Below are 18,219 nucleotides of genomic sequence, written 5' to 3'. Positions count from 1 at the left end.
GGCGCGAGAGAGGCAGGAGCGTGGGCACCGACCGCTCGGGTGAGGCCCTCGAACGTCTGATGCGCTCGGCGCAGTACTTCTTCCCCGGGGAGCAGTCGCCCGACCGGCGGGTCCTGTACCGGGACGGCGGCCGGGGGGCCGACGAGTTCTACCGGGAGCGCTGGCGGCACGACCGGGAGGTGCGCTCCACGCACGGGGTGAACTGCACGGGCTCCTGCTCCTGGCGGGTGTTCGTCAAGGACGGGATCATCACCTGGGAGACCCAGGCCACCGACTACCCGTCCGTGGGCCCCGACTCGCCCGAGTACGAGCCGCGCGGCTGCCCGCGCGGCGCGGCCTTCTCCTGGTACACCTACTCGCCGACCCGGATCCGCTACCCCTATGTGCGCGGCCCGCTGCTGGACCTGTGGCGCGAGGCCAGGGCGCGCACCGCCGACCCGGTGGCGGCCTGGGAGTGGCTGACCGCGGACCCGGGGCGCACCGCGGTCTACAAGCGGGCCCGCGGCAAGGGCGGCTTCGTGCGCTGCACCTGGCAGGAGGCCGTCGAACTGATGGCGGCCGCCCAGGTCCACACGGTCAAGCGGTACGGCCCCGACCGCATCGTCGGCTTCTCGCCGATCCCCGCGATGTCCATGGCCTCGTACTCGGCGGGCACCCGCTATCTGTCGATGATCGGCGGGACGATCTCCTCGTTCTACGACTGGTACGCCGATCTGCCGATGGCCTCGCCGCAGGTCTTCGGGGACCAGACGGACGTACCGGAGTCCGCCGACTGGTGGAACTGCGGCTATCTGATCGTGTGGGGCACCAACCTGCCGATCACCCGCACCCCCGACGCGCACTTCATGACCGAGGCCCGCTACCGCGGCCAGAAGGTGGTCGTGGTCTCCCCGGACTACGGCGACCACACCAAGTTCGCCGACGAATGGCTCGCGGCGGCGCCCGGCACCGACGGCGCGCTGGCCATGGCCATGGGCCATGTCATCCTCACCGAGTTCCACCGCGACCGGCCGGTGCCGCGCTTCATGGAGTACGCCAGGACCTACACGGACCTGCCCTTCCTGGTGCGGCTGCGGGAACGCGAGGGCATGCCGGGCGTGTACGTCCCGGACAAGTTCCTCACCGCCGCCGACCTGCCGGACCGCGCGGGCGAGGAGGCCGCCGCCTTCAAGACCGTGCTGCTGGACGCCCGCACCGGTGAGCCTGCCGTGCCCAACGGCTCGCTCGGTTTCCGCTGGACCGCTCCCGAGGACGGCCCCCGCTGGAACCTGCGCCTGGAGGGCACCGACCCGCTGCTGTCGCTGTACGGGCGGCCGGACGGCGAGGCGGTGGCGGTGGACCTGCCGCGCTTCGACGCGGGACCGGGCCAGGCGCAGGACACCGTGCGCCGCGGCGTGCCCGCGGCCCGCGTCGGCGGCCACCTCGTCACCACCGTCTACGACCTGGTCCTCGCCCAGTACGCGGTGGGCCGCCCCGGGCTGCCCGGCACCTGGCCCACCGGCTACGACGACGCGAGCGTGCCCTGCACCCCCGCCTGGCAGGAGGCGATCACCTCGGTGCCCGCGCGGGCGGCGGCCCGGATCGCCCAGGAGTTCGCCCGCAACGCCGAACGCACCGGCGGCCGGTCCATGATCGCCATGGGCGCGGGCACCAACCACTGGTTCCACTCCGACCAGATCTACCGCTCCTTCCTCTCCCTGCTGCTGCTCACCGGCTGCCAGGGTGTCAACGGCGGCGGCTGGGCGCACTACGTCGGCCAGGAGAAGGTCCGCCCGCTCACCGGCTGGTCCCACCTCGCCTTCGGCCTGGACTGGCAGCGGCCCACCCGGCACATGGCGGGCACCCCGCTCTTCTGGCTGGCCACCGACCAGTGGCGCTACGAGGCGTTCTCCGCCGACCTGCTCACCAGCCCGCTCGGCCGGGGCCGGCTCGCCGGCCGGACGCTGCCCGACTGCAACGCGCTCGCCGCCCGCCTGGGCTGGATGCCCTCCCACCCGGCGTTCGGCCGCAACCCGCTCGACCTGTGCGACGAGGCCGAACGCGCCGGCAAGGAGGTCGCCGACCACGTCGTGGACGAACTCAGGTCGGGGCGGCTGCGGTTCGCGGCCGAGGACCCCGACGACCCGGCCAACTTCCCCCGTGTCCTGCTCATCTGGCGCGCGAATCTCTTCGCGTCCTCGATGAAGGGCCACGAGTACATGCTGCGCCACCTGCTCGGCACCGACGACGCCGTGACGGCCGCCGAGACACCGCCCGGCCTGCGCCCCGAGGAGGTCACCTGGCGCGAGGAGGCACCGGTCGGCAAGCTCGACCTGTCGGTGGCCGTCGACTTCCGGATGACCAGCACCTGCCTGTTCTCCGACGTGGTGCTCCCGGCGGCCACCTGGTACGAGAAGTACGACCTGTCCTCCACCGACATGCACCCCTTCGTGCACGCCTTCAACCCGGCGATCGCACCGCCCTGGGAGACCCGCAGCGACTTCGACGTCTTCCACACGCTGGCCGCCGAGTTCTCCCGGCTCGCCGCCGCCCACCTCGGCGTGCGCCGGGACGTCATCGCCTCCCCGCTCGCCCACGACACCCCCGACGAACTGGCCCAGCCGCACGGACGGGTGCGCGACTGGCGGGCCGGCGAGTGCGAGCCCGTGCCCGGCCGGACCATGCCGCGGCTGACCGTCGTCGAACGCGACTACACCAAGGTCGCCGAGAAGATGGCCGCCGTCGGACCGCTGCTCGACACCCTCGGCACCTCCACCAAGGGCATCACCTGGAAACCCGGTCCGGAGATCGACGACCTGCGCTCGCGCAACGGCACCGTGCGCGGCGGCGTCGCCGACGGGCGGCCCTCCATCGCCCGCGACGACCAGTTCTGCGAGGCGCTGCTCGCGCTGTCCGGCACCACCAACGGACGGGTCGCCGTGCAGTCGCTGCGCGCCCTGGAGGAGAGGACCGGTGTGCCGCTCGCCGACCTGGCCGAGGAGCGCTCCGGCGACCGCATCACCTTCGAGGACACCCGCGTCCAGCCCCGCGCCGTCATCACCTCCGCCGAGTGGTCCGGCACCGAGTCCGGCGGCCGCCGCTACTCGCCCTTCACCGTCAACGTCGAACGCCTCACCCCCTGGCACACCCTGACGGGGCGTCAGCACTTCTTCCTGGACCACGACTGGATGGCCGAGTTCGGTGAGCAACTGCCCGTCTACCGGCCCCCGCTGAACCTGCTCGCCCAGTTCGGCGACCCGCGCAGACACCCGGCGGGCCACCCCGAACTCGTGGTCCGCTACCTCACCCCGCACTCGAAGTGGTCCATCCACTCCGAGTACCAGGAGAACCTGCTCATGCTCACCCTGTTCCGCGGCGGGCCGGTGATCTGGATGAGCCCCCTGGACGCGGAGAAGATCGGCGTCGCCGACAACGACTGGATCGAGTCCTACAACCGCAACGGCGTCGTCGCCTGCCGCGCCGTGGTCACCCACCGCATGCCCGAGGGCACCGTCTACATGCACCACACCATGGACCGCCATCTGAACGTCCCGCGCACCGAGACCTCCGGACTGCTCGGCGGCGGCGACAACTCCCTGACCCGGCTGCTGATCAAACCCACCCATCTGATCGGCGGCTACGCGCAGTTCACCTACGCCTTCAACTACATCGGTCCCACCGGCAACCAGCGGGACGAGTTCACCGTCATCCGCCGCCGCGCACAGGAGGTCGTCTTCCGGTGAAGGTCATGGCCCAGGTGGCGATGGTGATGAACCTCGACAAGTGCATCGGCTGCCACACCTGTTCGGTGACGTGCAAGCAGACCTGGACCAACCGGCCGGGCACCGAGTACGTCTGGTTCAACAACGTGGAGACCAAGCCGGGCACCGGCTATCCGCGCCGCTACGAGGACCAGGACCGCTGGAAGGGCGGCTGGACCCTGAACCGGCGCGGCAGACTGCGGCTGCGCTCCGGCGGCCGGGTGCGCAAGCTGCTCACCCTCTTCTACAACCCCGAACTGCCCGCGCTGGACGACTTCTACGAGCCGTGGACCTACGACTACCGCAGCCTGACCACCGCCCCGCTCTCCGACCGCTTCACCAGCGCCCGCCCCAAGTCCCAGCTGACCGGCCGCGACATGCGGCCCGTGCACGGCCCCAACTGGGACGACGACCTCGCCGGGGCGCAGGACCACGCCCGTTCGGACCCCAACCTGAAGGACCTGGGCGAACGGGTGCGGCTCGAGTTCGAGCACACCTTCATGTTCTATCTGCCGCGCATCTGCGAGCACTGCCTCAACCCGTCCTGCGTCGCCTCCTGCCCCTCGGGCGCGATGTACAAGCGGGAGGAGGACGGCATCGTCCTGGTCGACGAGGACCGCTGCCGCGGCTGGCGGATGTGTGTCTCCGGCTGCCCGTACAAGAAGGTGTACTTCAACCACCGCACCGGCAAGGCCGAGAAGTGCACCTTCTGCTACCCGCGCATCGAGGCCGGGCAGCCCACCATCTGCTCCGAGACCTGTGTGGGACGGCTGCGCCATCTCGGCGTCCTGCTCTACGACGCCGACGCCGTGCTGCACGCCGCCTCCGTGCCGGACGAGAAGGACCTCTACGAGGCCCAGCTGTCGGTCTTCCTGGACCCGGACGAACCCTGGGTGCGGGAGGCCGCCGCACGCGACGGCGTGCCACCCGACTGGATCGAGGCCGCCCGGCGCTCACCGGTGTACGACCTGGTCGAACGGCACCGGGTGGCGCTGCCCCTGCACCCGGAGTACCGCACCCTGCCCATGGTCTGGTACGTCCCGCCGCTCTCGCCGGTCGCCGACGCCGTGCACACCACCGGGCACCACGACGACGACCCCGACCGGATCTTCGCCGCCATCGACGAACTGCGCATCCCCGTCGAGTACCTGGCGAACCTCTTCACCGCCGGGGACACCGCCGTCGTCGAGGGCGTACTGCGCAAACTGACCGCGCTGCGCGCCCACATGCGCGCCCGGCAGCTCGGCGACCCCACCTCCGCCGCGCTGCTGGAGCGGGCCGGAGCGAGCGCCGCCGAGCTGGAGGACCTGTACCGGCTGCTCGCCGTCGCCAAGTACGACGAACGCTATGTCGTGCCCAAGGCGCACACCGAGGACTCCGGGGCGCTCATGGCCCAGCACTGCTCCCTCGACCGGCCCGGCGGTGTGGGCGACCGGGCGGCGGACGACGACCCGCTCGGCCCGCTGCCGCCGCCCGCGCTGCCCGGACTCGCCGCGCCGGGCGGCGGCGGCCACTTCCGCGACAGCGACGGACAGGTGCGCTTCAACCTGCTCGGCTGGAACGGCGACGGCCCCGCGCCGGGGCTCTTCGGCACCCCGGACGCCCCATGAGCCCCCGACTGGCCGGGCGCCGGGCCGCCGCCGGCACCCCGCTCGTGCACCGCCTCGCGAGCGTCCTGCTGCGCTACCCGGACCCGGCGGTGCTCGCCCGCCTCGACGACATCTCTGCCGTCCTGCCGGGCGTCGCCGCCCCCGCCGACCGGGCCCGGCTCGCCGCCGTCGCCGCGCATCTGCGCGCCCTGGCGCCGACCGAGGCCGCCGCCCGCTACGTGGCCACCTTCGACCACACCCGCAGCCGCAGCCTGCACCTGACGTACTACCGGCACGGCGACACCCGCGCCCGGGGCATGGCGCTGCTGGCCCTCAAGCACGCCTACCGCCGGGCGGGGCAGGACCCGCCCGAGGGGGAACTGCCCGACTTCCTGCCGCTGATGCTGGAGTTCGCGGCCCTCGCGCCCGAGCCGGGCCACCGCGTCCTCCTCCAGTGCCAGGCCGGTCTCGAACTGCTGCGCGGGGCGCTCGCCGAGCGCGGCGACCCGTACACACCCGTGCTGGACGCGGTGTGCGGGCGGCTGCCCCGGCCGGGCCGCCGCACGCTGGCCGACTGGCGGCGCCGGGCCGCCGAGGGACCGCCCGGCGAGGAGGTGGGCCTGGAGCCCTTCGCCCCGCCCGAGTACCTGGCCGCGGCCGGACCGTCCCCGGCGCACCGCCCGCCCGCCCCCGAACCCCTGCCGACCGGAGAGAGCCGATGAACTCCTGGGACCTGTGGTGGTGGGTCATCCTGCCCTACCTCGCCCTCGTCACCTTCGTCGTCGGCCACGTCTGGCGCTGGCGCTACGACCAGTTCGGCTGGACCAGCCGCTCCACCCAGCTCCAGGAGCACCGCCTGCTCAAGTGGGGCGGCCCGCTCTTCCACTACGGGACCTTCGCGGCCGTGGCGGGACATGTGCTGGGCATCCTGGTCCCGGAGTCCTTCACCCGGTGGCTGGGCGTCCCCGAGGGCGTCTACCGCTGGTTCTCCTCGATCGGCGGCACCGTCGCCGCGCTCGCCGTGCTCGCCGGAGTCGCGGTGCTCGCCCTGCGCCGCACCACCGTGCCCCGGGTGCGCGCCGCCACCAGCCCGGTCGACTGGGTGGCGCTGGTGCTGCTGGCGGTCGTGATCGTGCTCGGGGTCATCCCGACGCTGGGCATCAACCTGTTCGGCGCCGGCTACGACTACCGGCGCAGCGTGGCGCTCTGGTTCCGCGGGCTGTTCGCGGGCGACCCCGATGTCGCGGCCATCGCGCACGCCCCGCTGGTCTACCGGGTGCACGCCACCGCGGCCTGGGCGATCCTCGCGGTGTGGCCCTTCACCCGGCTGGTGCACGCCTGGAGCATCCCGCTGTGGTACCTGTGGCGTCCCTACGTCCTCTACCGGCGCCGTGTCCCGACCCGTCCGGCGGAGCCGGGCACCGGCGGACGCCGCTGGCGCCGCATCGGCGTCCGCTACTGAACACCCGCCGCCACCCTCACCGTTCTCAGGAGCGCCATGCAGAAGATCTCCCTCGACGCCCGCACCCGCGAGCACCTGGAACGGGCGGCACAGTCCTCCACGGGCCGCAGCGCGGAGACCGTCTACGGCGGCCATGAGCACGTGCTGCGGCAGACGCTGGTCACCCTGCGCGCCGGTACGGTCCTGGCCGAGCACGAGAACCCGGGGGAGGCGACCGTGCTGGTGCTGCGCGGCCGGGTCCGGCTGCGCAGCGGCGACGCCTCCTGGGACGGCATGGCGGGCGACCTGCTCATCGTGCCCCCGGCCCGGCACAGCCTGGAGGCGGCCGAGGACGCGGCGGTCCTGCTGACGGTCGCCAAGACGGCCTGAGCCGCCCGCGGCACCGCGCACGCGGAACGGCCGCGCACGAAGAACGGCCAAGCACGAGGAACGGCCAAGCACGAGGAACGGCCGGGCGCGGCGGCGGAGTTCCGCGCCACGCCCGGCCGTCGCCGGGGGTTCAGACCGTCAGCAGGCGCCCTCGTCCTGCCACGCCCCCCACTGGGAGGCCCCGGGCGTCTCGTTCTGCGTCCACCACTTGGCCTTCCAGTTGTGCTGGTTGTAGGAGACCTCGGTGCCGCCGGTGTAGGCGGTGGTCGCGCTCCAGGCCGTCTTGCAGCCGGTGCCCGGCGGCGGCGAGGTGGGCGGCGTGGTCGGCGGCGTGGTGGGCGGGGTGGTGGGAGGCGTCGCCCCGGCGAACTTCACCGAGTACTTGGCGAAGTCCCAGGAGTTCTGCGGCACGCTGGAGCAGGTGCCGGACGTCCGGCCGCCGTTGTCGGGCGGCGAGCACTGGCGGTCGCGGTTGAGCGACCAGAAGGTGAAGCGGTCCATGTGGTGGCCGGTCGCGTAGTCCAGCACCGTCTGGAAGTCGGCCTGCGGGAACATCTCCCCGGTGTCGCTGCGGCCGTTCATGCCGGAGAAGCCCTCGTGGGCGTAGGCGGTCGCCTCGTCCCAGCCGAACGTGGACTGGAGCACCTGGTTGAACTTGGTCAGCGCGGCGGTCTGCGAGGCCGCGCCGTTGAAGCCGCCGTCGAAGGGCATGATGGAGAAGTTGTTCGGGGTGAACCCCTGCGACTTCGCCTCCAGCAGCATCTGCTTGCCGAACCAGCCGGTGCCGTCCGCCGTGCCCGCCGTGGTGACGGAGACGTACAGGCCCGGGTTGTTCTGCTGGAGGATCTTGGCGGCGCCGATCTCGTTGTGGATGGCCGCCGTGTTCTCGTACTCCGGCTCCTCCAGGTCGAAGTCGATGGCGTGCAGCCCGTACTTGGTGACGACCTGCTGGTAGGCCGCCGCCGTGGCCGCCGGGTCCGAGCAGGCCTGGCCGAGCTTGGTGCCGCCGTAGCCGCCGATGGAGACGGAGACGTCGCCGCCCTTGGCGCGGATGGAGTCGATCACCGACTTGACGGCGGTGTCCGAGGAGACCGGGGCGGTGCCGTCCCAGGTGGGGGAGCAGCCGCCGCCGTTGGGGGCGAGGACGAAGGCGAGCTGGAACGCCTTGAGGCCGGTGGCGTCCATGATGGCGCCCGCGTCCGGCGGATCGTTGTCCAGCGGCATGAGGTACGGGGCCGCGGCGTACCAGCGGTTGCTCAGCGCGTCCTGCGCGCTCGGTGCGCCCGAGGCGTTGCCCGCGACGAGGGCGGTGGTGCCGAGGGCGGCGAGCCCGACGGCGGCGGTCGCGCCCAGACATGCGCGAAGGCGTCTCACTGTGCCTCCAGGGGGAAGGGAAGGGGGTGGGGAAGTGGCCCCAGCTTCCTGAGGCTGTTGCGGGCACGTCAATGGATTGGTCTGGACCAAATGATTCTTTGGACTGGACCATACGATTTCTTTACCTGGATCCGCCGCTGCCCGGCCCGCCACGCGGGAACCCGGCCGAGCTGTGACAGTGCAGCGCATCGGCCTGGTCGTGCACAGCGGACGCCCCGAGGCCCAGGCCGCCGAGCGGACCGTGCACGCGTGGTGCGACGAACGCGCCGTGCGGTGCACCGACATCGACGTCTGGCACGACGGCGGACGGCGCGACGCCGACGAGGAGGTGGAGGCCGCCGGCGACCCCGACCTCATCGTCACCCTGGGCGGCGACGGCACCTTCCTGCGCGGCGCCCGGCTCGCCGCCGAGCACGACGCCCTGGTCCTCGGCGTCGACCTCGGCCGGGTCGGCTTCCTCACCGAGGTCCCCGCCGCCTTCGTCCGCACCGCCCTGGACGCCGTCGTCGAGGAGCGGCTCACCGTGGAGAGCCGCATGCTGCTCACCCTGCGGGCCTCCCGCCGCCTGCGGGTGCCCGCGGGCATCGGCGAGCTGATGCGCTACGGCCGCCGCCCGATGCTGCCCCCGCCCCGGGTGCGCACCGACTGCGAGTCCGGCGGCGACTGGGGCATCGCCCTGAACGTCACCGCCCTCAACGACATCGTCGTGGAGAAACTCGCCCGCGACCGGCAGGTCTCCGTCGGCGTCTACATCGCCGGCCGGCTCCTGGCCTCCTACTCCGCCGACGCGCTGCTCGTCGCCACCCCCACCGGCTCCACGGCGTACAGCTTCGCCGCCGGCGGCCCGGTCGTCTCCCCGCGCGCGGACGCCCTGGTCTTCACGCCCGTCGCCCCGCACATGGCGTTCAACCGCTCGGTGGTGGCCGCGCCCGACGAACCCGTGGCGCTGCGCGTGCTGGAACGGTCCGGGCAGGCCGCCGTCAGCATCGACGGGCAACTGCGCGGCGTGCTCGACCCGGGGGACTGGATCGGCGTCTACGCCGCCCCGCGCCGGCTGCGCGCCGTACGGCTGGGCCCGATGGACTTCTACGGACGGCTGCGCGACCGGATGAACCTCACCGACGCCCCGGCCGCGGTCGCCGACGGGACACCGGCACCGCTGTGGCCGGTGACCACCCCGCCGCCGGGCGACCTCGCCCACCTCGCGCTGCCCCCGGGACCCGGCGGCGCGGAGCCGCACGGCCGGCCGGACACCGCCGCGACCGGCCCGGACGCGACCGGCCGCGCACAGCCGGGCGGCCCGGCCGCGGACGGTTGACCGGGTCGGCCGGGGGGCACTCGGCCGACCGAACCCCCCGACAGCGACCCGGCGAACTGCGGAGGCTCGTGTGGCCGTACGTCACCGTCTGATCAGGACCGCTCCCGAGGCCGTGTGGGCCGTGCTCGCCGACGGCACCCGGTACGCCGACTGGGTGGTGGGCACGGCACGGTCCGCCCCGGTGTGCGGCCGCTGGCCGCAGGTCGGCTCCGCCATCGAGTACCAGGTCCGGCTGGGACCGCTGCGGCTCACCAACCGGACGACCGTCCGCAACCACGAGGAGGGGACGCTCCTCGAGCTGGAGGCCGACGCGGGCTTCCTGGGCACCGCCCGCATCGCCGTCGAGGTGCGGCCCTGGGGCGAGCACACCCTGGTGATCGTGGACGAGCACCCCCTCCGGGGCGCGGGCGGAGCCGTGCACAACATAGGCGTCGAATCGCTGATCCAGCTCCGGCACCGCGCCATGCTCGCCCGCCTCGCCAAGGTGTGCGAGGCGGGCGGCGACCGCCCCCGGAGCGCAGCGCCGCACCCGGCCGGAGCGCCCGGCGGGCACGGCGACGCCCATGCCTGACGCCGTGCTGATCGGAGCGCGCCCCACGGCCGTTCGCGCTGTTCGGCCGGATGCCTCAGCGGCATCCGGGACCTCCCGGATCTCCGGGATCTCCGGGAACAGGAGATCGCGGCCGACCGGGTCGGACGTCAGGCCGAACGGTTCGCTCCCGGATTCCGCGCCACCGTCCGGGCCCGCCGGATCCCCGCCCCGCCCGTCCTCCGGGCCCTCGACGCCACCCTCGGCACTGGCGCAACCGACGGCGGCCGCTCAGGGGCGGCTGTCGCCGGGCAGCCGGTACGCGGCGAGCGCGGCGATGTCGTCGTCGAGGTGCCCGCCGCTGTAGGCGAGCAGATCCTCGTGCAGCCGGTCGAGGAGTTCCCGGGGCGCCAGGCCCACCCAGGGCGCGACACGGTCGGCCAGCGGATAGAAGACGCCGTCGGCATCGCGCGTCTCGGTGACGCCGTCGGTGTACAGCAGCAACTGGTCCCCGGGCCGGAACGGCTCGACGTCCAGCTGGTAGCCGTCGCCGATCAGCACACCGAGGTTGATGGGCGGCGAGGGGTCCGAGGCGTGCAGCTCGGCGACCCCGCCCTCCTTGATGATCAGCGGCGGCGGATGGCCGCAGTTGACGATGCGGACGACCGGCTCGTGCTCCGGGATCTCCGCGAACACCGCCGTCACGAACCGCTCCGCGGCCTCGCCCCCGGGCAGCTGCGCGGCATGGCGGCTCATGCTCCGCTCCATGCGGCGGGCCACGCCCCGCAGGTCCGGCTCGTCGTGGGCGGCCTCCCGGAAGGCGCCCAGCATGGTCGCGGCCGTCTCCACGGCGACCAGCCCCTTGCCCCGTACGTCGCCGACCAGCAGCCGTACCCCGAACGCGGTCGGCACCGCCTCGTACAGATCGCCGCCGATCCGGGCCTCGGCCGCGGCGGACAGATAGAGCGTCTCCACGGAGACCTGGCCCAGCCGCCGGGGGACCGGGCGCAGTAACACCCGCTGCGCGGTCTCCGCCACCGAACGCACCGTGGCCAGCGTGCGCTCGCGGCGCATCCGGTGCACCGCGAGGATCGTGCCGAGCACGCCCACCAGAGTGGTGCAGACGTAGTTGGCCACGTAGTGCCGGTCCCAGAGATAGCCCACGGACCGGCCCGCGCAGCACGGGGTGCCCGCCAGCACGCCCTCGAACACGATCGCGAAGACGGTGACGGCGGCCACCGCCGCCGGGCCGTAGGCGTACGCGGCGACCAGCGGCAGCGCGATCAGCAGGAAGCTCACCGGCCAGTCCACCGGCGTGACCGGCTCGATGGCGAGCACGGCCGCCAGATACCCGACCGGCAGCCAGCGCAGCCACAGCGGCGGCGCGGGCACCCGGGGCCGTTCGGCCTTCCTGCGCGCCGCGCGCGCCCTGGCCTGCTCGCTCCGCCGGCACGGGCGCCTCACCGCTCGCCCCCGCCGCGCCGCGCCGGGGCCCGCGAGGGCGCGGCGGGACCGCACGGGCGCACCACGGCGCACCGCGCCTCGGGGCGGCTCTCCGCGCAACGGCACTCAGGCGGCCTGTTCACTGGAACTCCCGGCGGGCTCGACCAGACCACCAGCCTGCTGCGAGAAGGCGCCGCGCGCATTTCATCGCGCCGGGCACTGGCCCCGGGCCACGGCGCCGTCATCCCGGATCCGCGGCCGGGACGGCCGCCGAGCGGAGCGCGTGGTCGAGGAAGCGCCGCGCCACCGGCGGCAGCGTACGGCCGGTGAGCCGGGCGATGCCGATGTCCCGCGCGCCGTGCACATCGGTGATCTCCAGATAGCGGATCGGGAAGCCCGAGGTCCCCGCCGCGTCCGGCGAGGACGGGATCAGGGACACCCCGAGCCCGGCCGCGACCAGTCCGCGCAGGGTGTGCACCTCCTCGCCCTCGAAGCCGACGCGCGGGGTGAATCCGGCCTGGCGGCACAGGGTCTCGGTGACGCTGCGCAGCCCGTAGCCCGGCTTGAGGAGGATGAAGGGCTCCTGGGCGACCTCGGCCAGCCGGACCCGGCTGCGCCGGGCGAGCCGGTGGCCGCGCGGGACGGCGAGCCAGAGCGGTTCGACCAGCAGCCGCCGCCAGGTGATCAGCGGGTGTCCCGGGTCCCCGCTGGTGATGACCAGATCCGCCGTGGCCTCCAGCAGATGCTGGATCAGGCCGTTCTCCTCGTGCTGGTGCAACTCGAAGCGGGCCTGCGGGAACTCCTCGCGGAACCCGGTGACGAGCCGCGGCACCAGCCAGGTGCCCAGGGTGTGCAGAAAGGCCAGCGACACCACGCCCGCCGCCGGGTCGACCACCTCGGCCACGGCCCGGCGCCCCCGGTCGTAGGCGTCCAGGGCGGCGTCGACGTACTCCTTGAACACCCGCCCGGCCGGGGTCGGCCGCAGCACCCGGCCCACCCGCTGGAGGAGCTCCGCGCCGATCTCCTCCTCCAGCCGGTGCAGCGCCCGCGACAGCGCCGGCTGGGTGACGCGTGCGTCGGCGGCGGCCTCGGTCACCGTCAGACCCTCGGCCACCGCCCGGAACGCACGCAGCACCTGGAGATCCATCGCGCTCATCCTCCCATCGCACCCGCCGCGGTGCAGCGGACGGCGCCGGGCGCGTACGCGTCCGGGGCGGACCCCACGTGGTGTGCGCCGACGGCGTCGCACAGCCGCTCGGCGGCGGCGATGGCCTCCTCCGCGTCCAGGAGGCCGGGCACCTCGCGAGCGGCCCGGCCCGGCTCCCGTCGTGCGTCCAGGACCGCCCGGCGGGCCTCGGCGAGCCGGTGGTAGGCGGTGCGGCGCAGCGCGTACCGCTCGGCGGCCGGGGCACCGGGCGGCAGGTCCCGGTAGCGGTGGGCGGCGGACACGGCGGCCCGCGTCCGGGCCGCGGCCCGGCCCCGCGCCGAGTCCGGCCACAGCGCGAAGTGCGCGACCAGCACGATGGCCGCGGCCAGCGCCGTGTCGAGGATGCGCGCCCAGGACAGCTCCCGGTGGTCGCCCAGCAGGTCGACGAGGACGAAGACGATCGCCGTCAGACCGGTCGTGGCGAGCGCGTAGTGGTGGCGCACCCCGACGGCCATGACCGCGGCGAACGCCGCCACGGCGCCGATCAGGGCGTACGTCCCGGTCGTCAGCAGGGTCACCGCGCCGATGGCGGCCACCCCGGCGACCGTCCCGGCGCAGCGGTGCAGGGCGCGGCGGAACACCGGACCGAAGTCGGGCTTGTAGACGAAGGCGACCGTCATCGGCAGCCAGTAGCCGCGCGGGCCGTGCAGCAGCACCGCGCACAACTGGGCGGCGAGCACACAGCCCGCGAGCAGCACGGCGTAGCGGACCTGGGCCGCCCGCCCGTGCCAGGGGTACGCGGGGAGCCGCGCGGTGGCGTCCCGCGGGCGGTCCGGACCGCAGGAGGTGTACAGCGCGGTGAGCGCGCGCAGCGCGGGCGAGTCGCTCCCGGCGCAGGGCACGCCCTCCGGGTGCGCGGACCCCGCAGGCCCGGCGGCGGCGGTCGCGGCAGCGGCGCCGCGGCCCGGCTCCGGCAGCAGCCGGGCCGCCGTCAGCAGCGGCACCCGGCTCACGCACCGGGGCAGCTCGCGTCCCTCCCACACCAGGGCCGAGGTCACCTCGCCCAGCCGGACGGCCGTGTGGAAGGCCGTGCGCAGGGTGTCCGGCCCCCTCCCGGGGCGCTCACGGCCGGTCAGGTGGCGGTCCAGCACCCGGTGCGCGTGGTCGAGGGCGGCGGTGAGCCGCCGCCGCGCGGGTTCGGCGTCCGGTCCGCCCGCCGCCGCCAGGGCCCCGGACGCGGCCCGGTACACGGCGCGGACGGCCGCCCGCTCGATGGCGTGGCGCCGCCACAGCCACGGCGTGGCGGACAGCAGGGCGACCAGGGCGACGCCGCAGAGCAGGGCCAGGGGCGCCTGCCACCAGGGCCCCGGAACCGGGATCCCGCCGCCCACGGTCACCCCGAGCAGCAGATGCAGACCGGCCACCGAGGCGAGCCGCCCGCGCAGGCTGACGGCACCGGCGACCAGGGCAGCGACGACCAGGCAGCAGGTCACCGCGCCCGGACGCCCGGAGCGCAGCGCGAGCTCCCCGGCGAGCAGGCCGAGGGCGGCACAGCCGCCCGTGCAGCCCAGCCGCAGCACCCGCTGCCGGTAGGGGTCGTCACCGTCCTGGCCGACCCCCCACAGGGCGCCGATCCCCGCGAGCACCGCGAGGGCCACCTGCCCGGTCACCACCCCCGCCAGCAGCGGCACGGCGAGCGCGACGGCACCCCGGGCCGCCGCGGCGAGCGGCAGCGGGGTCAGCGGCAGGCGGTACGGCGCCTTCATGGACCGGTCGGCTCCTCGGTACGGGTGCGGTGGATCCCTCCCAGGGTCGATCAGGACGGACACATGCGTCCAATGCCTGAAGTTCCACGAAATCATGCACCGGGCGCATGGGAGGGCCGGGGGGTGCCGCACTCCGTCCGCGTCCGCGTGCGGGCGGGCCGCCGCAGGGTGGCGGGAGGCGGTGGCGGGATTCCCAACTCGGTGTCTGCGCAAGAGAGTTAGCCCGTACACTGGCACACCGCCGAGCTGCGGGAACCGATCGTGACAGGCGTGACAGGGGGGAGTCGACATGTCCGGGGACGTTCCGGGACCGGCCGACGGATTCGTGGTGCCACCGATGCCGCCGAGACCGCCGGGCCCACCGCCCGCACCGCCCGCGCCGCCGGTCGCGCCCGACGCCGTGCGCGCGCTCGCCGTCGCCCTGCTCAACCTCACCGGCCTCGGCCTCGGCTACGCGCTGCTGCGCCGCTGGGTGTGGGCGGCGGTGTGCTGGGCCGCGACCGCGGTGCTGCTCGTCGTCGCGCTCCCGGCCGACCCGGACGGCGTCCCGGCGGGCGTCCTCGCCGGCTACGCCGTGCTCCTGGGGGCCGCCGCCGCGCACGGCGCCGTGGCGGGCCTGCGCTCCCGGCTGTCCTGGCCCGGCAGCGCGCCCGTGGCCGCCCTCCTCGGCCTGGTGCTGCTGGCCGTGCCGGCCGGCGGCGGCGTGCTGTACGGCAGCGCCCGCGACGAGGCCACCGAGCAGATGCTGCTGGACCGGCTCCAGCACGCCGACGACCTCGTCAAGGCCCGCGCGGACCAGCCCTTCGCCACCGCGCAGCCCGGATTCCGCGACGCGCTGGCCGCCTACGCCGACCTCGGGCACCGGCACCCCGGCTCCCGGGCGGCGCACCGCCTCCCGGACCGGATGGCCGTCTACTACCGCACCGTCGCCGCCGCCTACCCCCAGCGGAAGTACTGCGAGGCCATCACCCCGCTGGAGTTCCTGCGCACGGTCCCGCAGAGCATGCGCGAGCAGGACCTGGGCACCCTGGCCACCTGGCCGGACAGCAGGCTGGCCGACTCCCTGTACGGCTGCGGGGCGAACGAGCTGAGCGGTGGACAGACCGGCTGGACGGGGCACTTCGGCGAACTGCTCACCACCTTCTCCGGGTCGGCGCAGGCCGCCAGGGCCGAGCTCGCCGTCAAGTCCGCCGTGGATAGGGCGGCCAAGGACGTCGGCGGCGGCGACCCGTGCGCCGCCGTGAGCCGTCTGAGCGGCCTCGGCGCGCAGATCCGCACTGTCGTGAGCACCGCTCCGGCCCAGGCCGCCGCCCTGGGCAAGGACGCCGACCGTGCCGACCGGGGCGTCGCCTCGGGCACCTACCCCTGCGGTGTGCACCAGTACCGGACCGGTTCCTTCGACTCGGCCCTGACCAGCATGAACAAGTTCGTCCGCGACCACCCGCACGACGCGAACCGGGCCCGCGCGCAGAAGATCGCCATCGCGGCGGAGATAGCGCAGACGGTCCCCGCCGCCGGCAAGAAGCTGCCGACGACGGACTCGGGCGGCAGCATCCAGGTCACCATCAAGAACGACAGCCCGGACGACATCGAGGTCCTGTACACCGGCCCGGTCACCGGCAGCGTCACCGTCCGGGCCTGCGGCAGCTGCTCCGCCTACAGCTTCGGCGCCACCCTGGCGCTGGGCGGCTTCCACCCGTGCAGCGACAGCGGCAAGGACTACCCGCAGCGCACGATCTCGCTGCCGCCCGGCACGACGTACTTCCTGCACAAGCCGCGCGGCGGCAGCACCGCGACGCCCGCGTCCGACACGGCCCAGCTGCGGTCCGGGTACATCTACACCGAGTGCGCCTACACCAAGAAGGGGCTGGGCGCACTCTCCTGACCTGCTGTGTCCTCCGTCCGGGGGAGCCGGTCCCGAGACCCGGGCGCGGTGCTCCCGTCTCTGCCAGCCTCCCTGTGCCGGGCGCACCGCCCGGCACACTCAGGGAGGTGGCGTTTGTCCGGTCACGTCGGACGCATCGGCGGGCGGCAAGTGGTGGCGGTCCTGGCGCTGGGCGGCGGGCTCCTGCTGGGCCCGGTCCTGCCCGCGCCCGCGGCCGAGGGCAACGCGGCGGCGCCCGGCGACCCGGGCGCCGCACCGACCGTCCCGGACGCCGCCCGCGACCTGGCCCCCGCCCTGCGCAACGCGTCCGGCGCGCACGCCCTGACCCGGGTCCTGCCACCGCTGACCGGCCGTGCTCCCACCGGGCCGACGGTCAGGGGCGCAGGATGAGCCGCACCGGGTCGCCCTCCTTCTTCGCCAGCATCTCGACCGCGCGCCCGGCCTCGGCCAGCGGCAGCACCCCGCTCACCGACGCCGAGAAGTCCAGCCGGCCGCCCTGGACCAGCCGCAGCAGCTGCGGCAGGGCCACCGCCATGTCGGAACCGTAGTGGCCGAGGATCTGCTGCTGGAGATAGCTGAACCGGGTGCCGTCGGTGACACTGAGCGGCCGGTCGGTGAGCCCGACCAGGACGAGCCGTCCCCGGGGCGCGAGGACGGACAGCGCCTGCTCGCGGACGGCCGGGACCCCGGCGAAGTCGAAGGCCGCCGCGAGGCCCGCCCCGCCGGTGGCCGCGCGCACCAGTGCGCCCAGCCCGGGGTCGGCCGGATCCAGCGCCAGGTCGGCCCCGGCGGCGAGGGCGCGTTCGCGGGCGACGGGGCTCGGGTCGACGGCGATCACCGGGCAGGCGCCGACCGCACGCAGCAACTGCACCGCGTGCACGCCGAGGCCGCCCGCGCCCCACACGCCGACCGCCTCGGCGGGCCGCACCGCCCCGGTGCCGGTGACGGCGCCCCACGGCGTCGACACCGCGTCGGGGATGATCGCGCCCTGTTCGAAGGGGATGGTGTCCGGCAGCGCGGTCAGCGCGTCCGCGGAGGACAGCGCGTACTGCGCCCAGCCGCCGTCGTAGTCGACACCGCGCGTCCAGGTGGCGCCGTCGCGGTTCTCACCGGCGTACAGCACCACCCGCTGCCCCGGCGACCAGCGGGTGACGCCTTCGCCCGCCTCGTGGACGGTCCCGGCCACCTCGTGGCCGAGGGTGACGGTGTCGCCCGGCAGCAGCGCGGGCGTGAGGGTGCCGTCGATCAGATGCACGTCGGACAGGCACACCCCCGCCGCCTCCACCTTCACCAGCACCTCGCCCGCGGCGGGCCGGGGCCGGGGCACCTCCTCCATCCGCAGGGTGCGGCTCGGCACGTGCAGGCGGGCGGCGAGCATCCGGTCCATGCGGTGACCTCCTCGATGCGGTGGCGGCGGCCCGCGCCCGTGCGGCGGGCGGCCCTGCCTCGCACCGTACGTCGCTCCCGTGCCCGCGACGACACCGCACCGCCCGGCCCGGCGGCCCCGGCCGGGCGGTGAGCTGGGACGTCCGTGCGTCCGGGTGACACCGACCGGCCCCCACCGGGCGCCCGCCGTGCGGCCCGGCTACGGTGGGAA

Annotated in this window: 14 protein-coding genes; 9 read left to right on the top strand and 5 right to left on the bottom strand. The window is 74.6% G+C overall.

Going from position 1 to position 18,219, the window contains the following annotated elements; genetic code table 11:
• The first annotated feature begins 59 nt into the window (after positions 1-59).
• Genes B086_RS0128890 through B086_RS0128870 form a run of 5 tightly spaced genes read left to right on the top strand, consistent with a single transcriptional unit; the run spans position 60 to position 7,160 of the window.
• Complete coding sequence (locus B086_RS0128890; protein ID WP_051115948.1) at positions 60-3,722, top strand: nitrate reductase subunit alpha; 3,663 nt, start codon at positions 60-62, stop codon at positions 3,720-3,722.
• A 5-nt stretch (positions 3,723-3,727) separates the two neighbouring features.
• Positions 3,728-5,350, top strand: coding sequence for a nitrate reductase subunit beta (gene narH / locus B086_RS0128885; protein WP_106436181.1), 1,623 nt, complete (start codon positions 3,728-3,730; stop codon positions 5,348-5,350).
• Positions 5,347-6,051: a nitrate reductase molybdenum cofactor assembly chaperone gene (narJ, locus tag B086_RS0128880; protein WP_018569924.1), complete on the top strand. Its 705-nt coding sequence runs from the start codon at positions 5,347-5,349 to the stop codon at positions 6,049-6,051. The genes narH and narJ overlap by 4 nt, the downstream gene beginning before the upstream one ends.
• The gene (narI, locus tag B086_RS0128875) at positions 6,048-6,791 is read left to right on the top strand and encodes a respiratory nitrate reductase subunit gamma (RefSeq protein WP_018569923.1); all 744 of its coding nucleotides are present in this window, start codon (positions 6,048-6,050) and stop codon (positions 6,789-6,791) included. Before narJ ends, narI begins: the two co-directional genes overlap by 4 nt.
• Positions 6,792-6,827: 36 nt before the next feature.
• The gene (locus B086_RS0128870) at positions 6,828-7,160 is read left to right on the top strand and encodes a cupin domain-containing protein (RefSeq protein ID WP_018569922.1); all 333 of its coding nucleotides are present in this window, start codon (positions 6,828-6,830) and stop codon (positions 7,158-7,160) included.
• A 138-nt stretch (positions 7,161-7,298) separates the two neighbouring features.
• Here B086_RS0128870 and B086_RS0128865 read toward each other — a convergent pair whose 3' ends face one another.
• Complete coding sequence (locus tag B086_RS0128865) at positions 7,299-8,534, bottom strand: carbohydrate-binding protein (protein WP_018569921.1); 1,236 nt, start codon at positions 8,532-8,534, stop codon at positions 7,299-7,301.
• A 172-nt stretch (positions 8,535-8,706) separates the two neighbouring features.
• On the opposite strand from B086_RS0128865, the gene B086_RS0128860 reads away from it, so the two are divergent.
• Together B086_RS0128860 and B086_RS0128855 are read left to right on the top strand one after the other, a co-directional pair.
• Complete coding sequence (locus B086_RS0128860) at positions 8,707-9,852, top strand: NAD(+)/NADH kinase (RefSeq protein WP_234029396.1); 1,146 nt, start codon at positions 8,707-8,709, stop codon at positions 9,850-9,852.
• A gap of 70 nt (positions 9,853-9,922) precedes the next feature.
• Positions 9,923-10,423 (top strand): SRPBCC family protein, encoded by a 501-nt coding sequence (locus B086_RS0128855; RefSeq protein ID WP_018569919.1) that lies wholly within the window; start codon positions 9,923-9,925, stop codon positions 10,421-10,423.
• Positions 10,424-10,672: 249 nt separating this feature from the next.
• Here the strand turns inward: B086_RS0128855 and B086_RS0128850 are convergent, their stop codons facing one another.
• The 3 genes from B086_RS0128850 to B086_RS41080 all read right to left on the bottom strand — a co-directional run bounded on the left by B086_RS0128850 (position 10,673) and on the right by B086_RS41080 (position 14,737).
• A complete protein-coding gene (locus tag B086_RS0128850; RefSeq protein WP_234029395.1) occupies positions 10,673-11,845 on the bottom strand; it encodes a PP2C family protein-serine/threonine phosphatase in 1,173 nt (390 codons plus the stop codon).
• Between the two features lie 220 nt (positions 11,846-12,065).
• Entirely contained in the window at positions 12,066-12,980 is a 915-nt protein-coding gene (locus tag B086_RS0128845) for a LysR family transcriptional regulator (protein WP_234029394.1), read from the bottom strand.
• Positions 12,977-14,737 carry an FUSC family protein gene (locus B086_RS41080; protein ID WP_018569916.1) on the bottom strand — a complete coding sequence of 587 codons (1,761 nt, stop codon included), beginning with the start codon at positions 14,735-14,737 and terminating at the stop codon, positions 12,977-12,979. The genes B086_RS0128845 and B086_RS41080 overlap by 4 nt, the downstream gene beginning before the upstream one ends.
• Positions 14,738-15,026: 289 nt before the next feature.
• Here B086_RS41080 and B086_RS0128835 point away from each other — a divergent pair, with 289 nt between their 5' ends.
• Both B086_RS0128835 and B086_RS0128830 read left to right on the top strand, forming a co-directional pair.
• The gene (locus tag B086_RS0128835; RefSeq protein ID WP_018569915.1) at positions 15,027-16,622 is read left to right on the top strand and encodes a hypothetical protein; all 1,596 of its coding nucleotides are present in this window, start codon (positions 15,027-15,029) and stop codon (positions 16,620-16,622) included.
• A gap of 114 nt (positions 16,623-16,736) precedes the next feature.
• On the top strand, positions 16,737-17,012 hold the full coding sequence (locus B086_RS0128830) for a hypothetical protein (RefSeq protein ID WP_018569914.1): 276 nt from the start codon (positions 16,737-16,739) through the stop codon (positions 17,010-17,012).
• On the opposite strand, the gene B086_RS0128825 is transcribed toward B086_RS0128830, so the two are convergent.
• Positions 16,996-18,009 (bottom strand): zinc-binding dehydrogenase, encoded by a 1,014-nt coding sequence (locus B086_RS0128825; RefSeq protein WP_018569913.1) that lies wholly within the window; start codon positions 18,007-18,009, stop codon positions 16,996-16,998. The two genes, B086_RS0128830 and B086_RS0128825, sit on opposite strands and share 17 nt — an antisense overlap.
• Positions 18,010-18,219: the final 210 nt, after the last annotated feature.

Origin of the sequence: Streptomyces sp. PsTaAH-124 (genome assembly GCF_000373685.1) — a bacterium.
GTDB classification, from domain to species: Bacteria; Actinomycetota; Actinomycetes; order Streptomycetales; family Streptomycetaceae; genus Streptomyces; species Streptomyces andamanensis.
The sequence above is the reverse complement of the archived record's forward strand: the minus strand, read 5'-3'. Positions and strand labels throughout refer to the sequence as shown.

Excerpts from the sequence above, each read along its gene's own strand:
- B086_RS0128890 (WP_051115948.1), top strand. The coding sequence starts at position 60 with ATGCGCTCGGCGCAGTACTTCTTCCCCGGGGAGCAGTCGCCCGACCGG.
- narH (WP_106436181.1), top strand. The coding sequence starts at position 3,728 with ATGGCCCAGGTGGCGATGGTGATGAACCTCGACAAGTGCATCGGCTGC.
- narJ (WP_018569924.1), top strand. The coding sequence starts at position 5,347 with ATGAGCCCCCGACTGGCCGGGCGCCGGGCCGCCGCCGGCACCCCGCTC.
- narI (WP_018569923.1), top strand. The coding sequence starts at position 6,048 with ATGAACTCCTGGGACCTGTGGTGGTGGGTCATCCTGCCCTACCTCGCC.
- B086_RS0128870 (WP_018569922.1), top strand. The coding sequence starts at position 6,828 with ATGCAGAAGATCTCCCTCGACGCCCGCACCCGCGAGCACCTGGAACGG.
- B086_RS0128845 (WP_234029394.1), bottom strand. The coding sequence starts at position 12,980 with ATGAGCGCGATGGATCTCCAGGTGCTGCGTGCGTTCCGGGCGGTGGCC.
- B086_RS41080 (WP_018569916.1), bottom strand. The coding sequence starts at position 14,737 with ATGAAGGCGCCGTACCGCCTGCCGCTGACCCCGCTGCCGCTCGCCGCG.
- B086_RS0128835 (WP_018569915.1), top strand. The coding sequence starts at position 15,027 with ATGTCCGGGGACGTTCCGGGACCGGCCGACGGATTCGTGGTGCCACCG.
- B086_RS0128825 (WP_018569913.1), bottom strand. The coding sequence starts at position 18,009 with ATGGACCGGATGCTCGCCGCCCGCCTGCACGTGCCGAGCCGCACCCTG.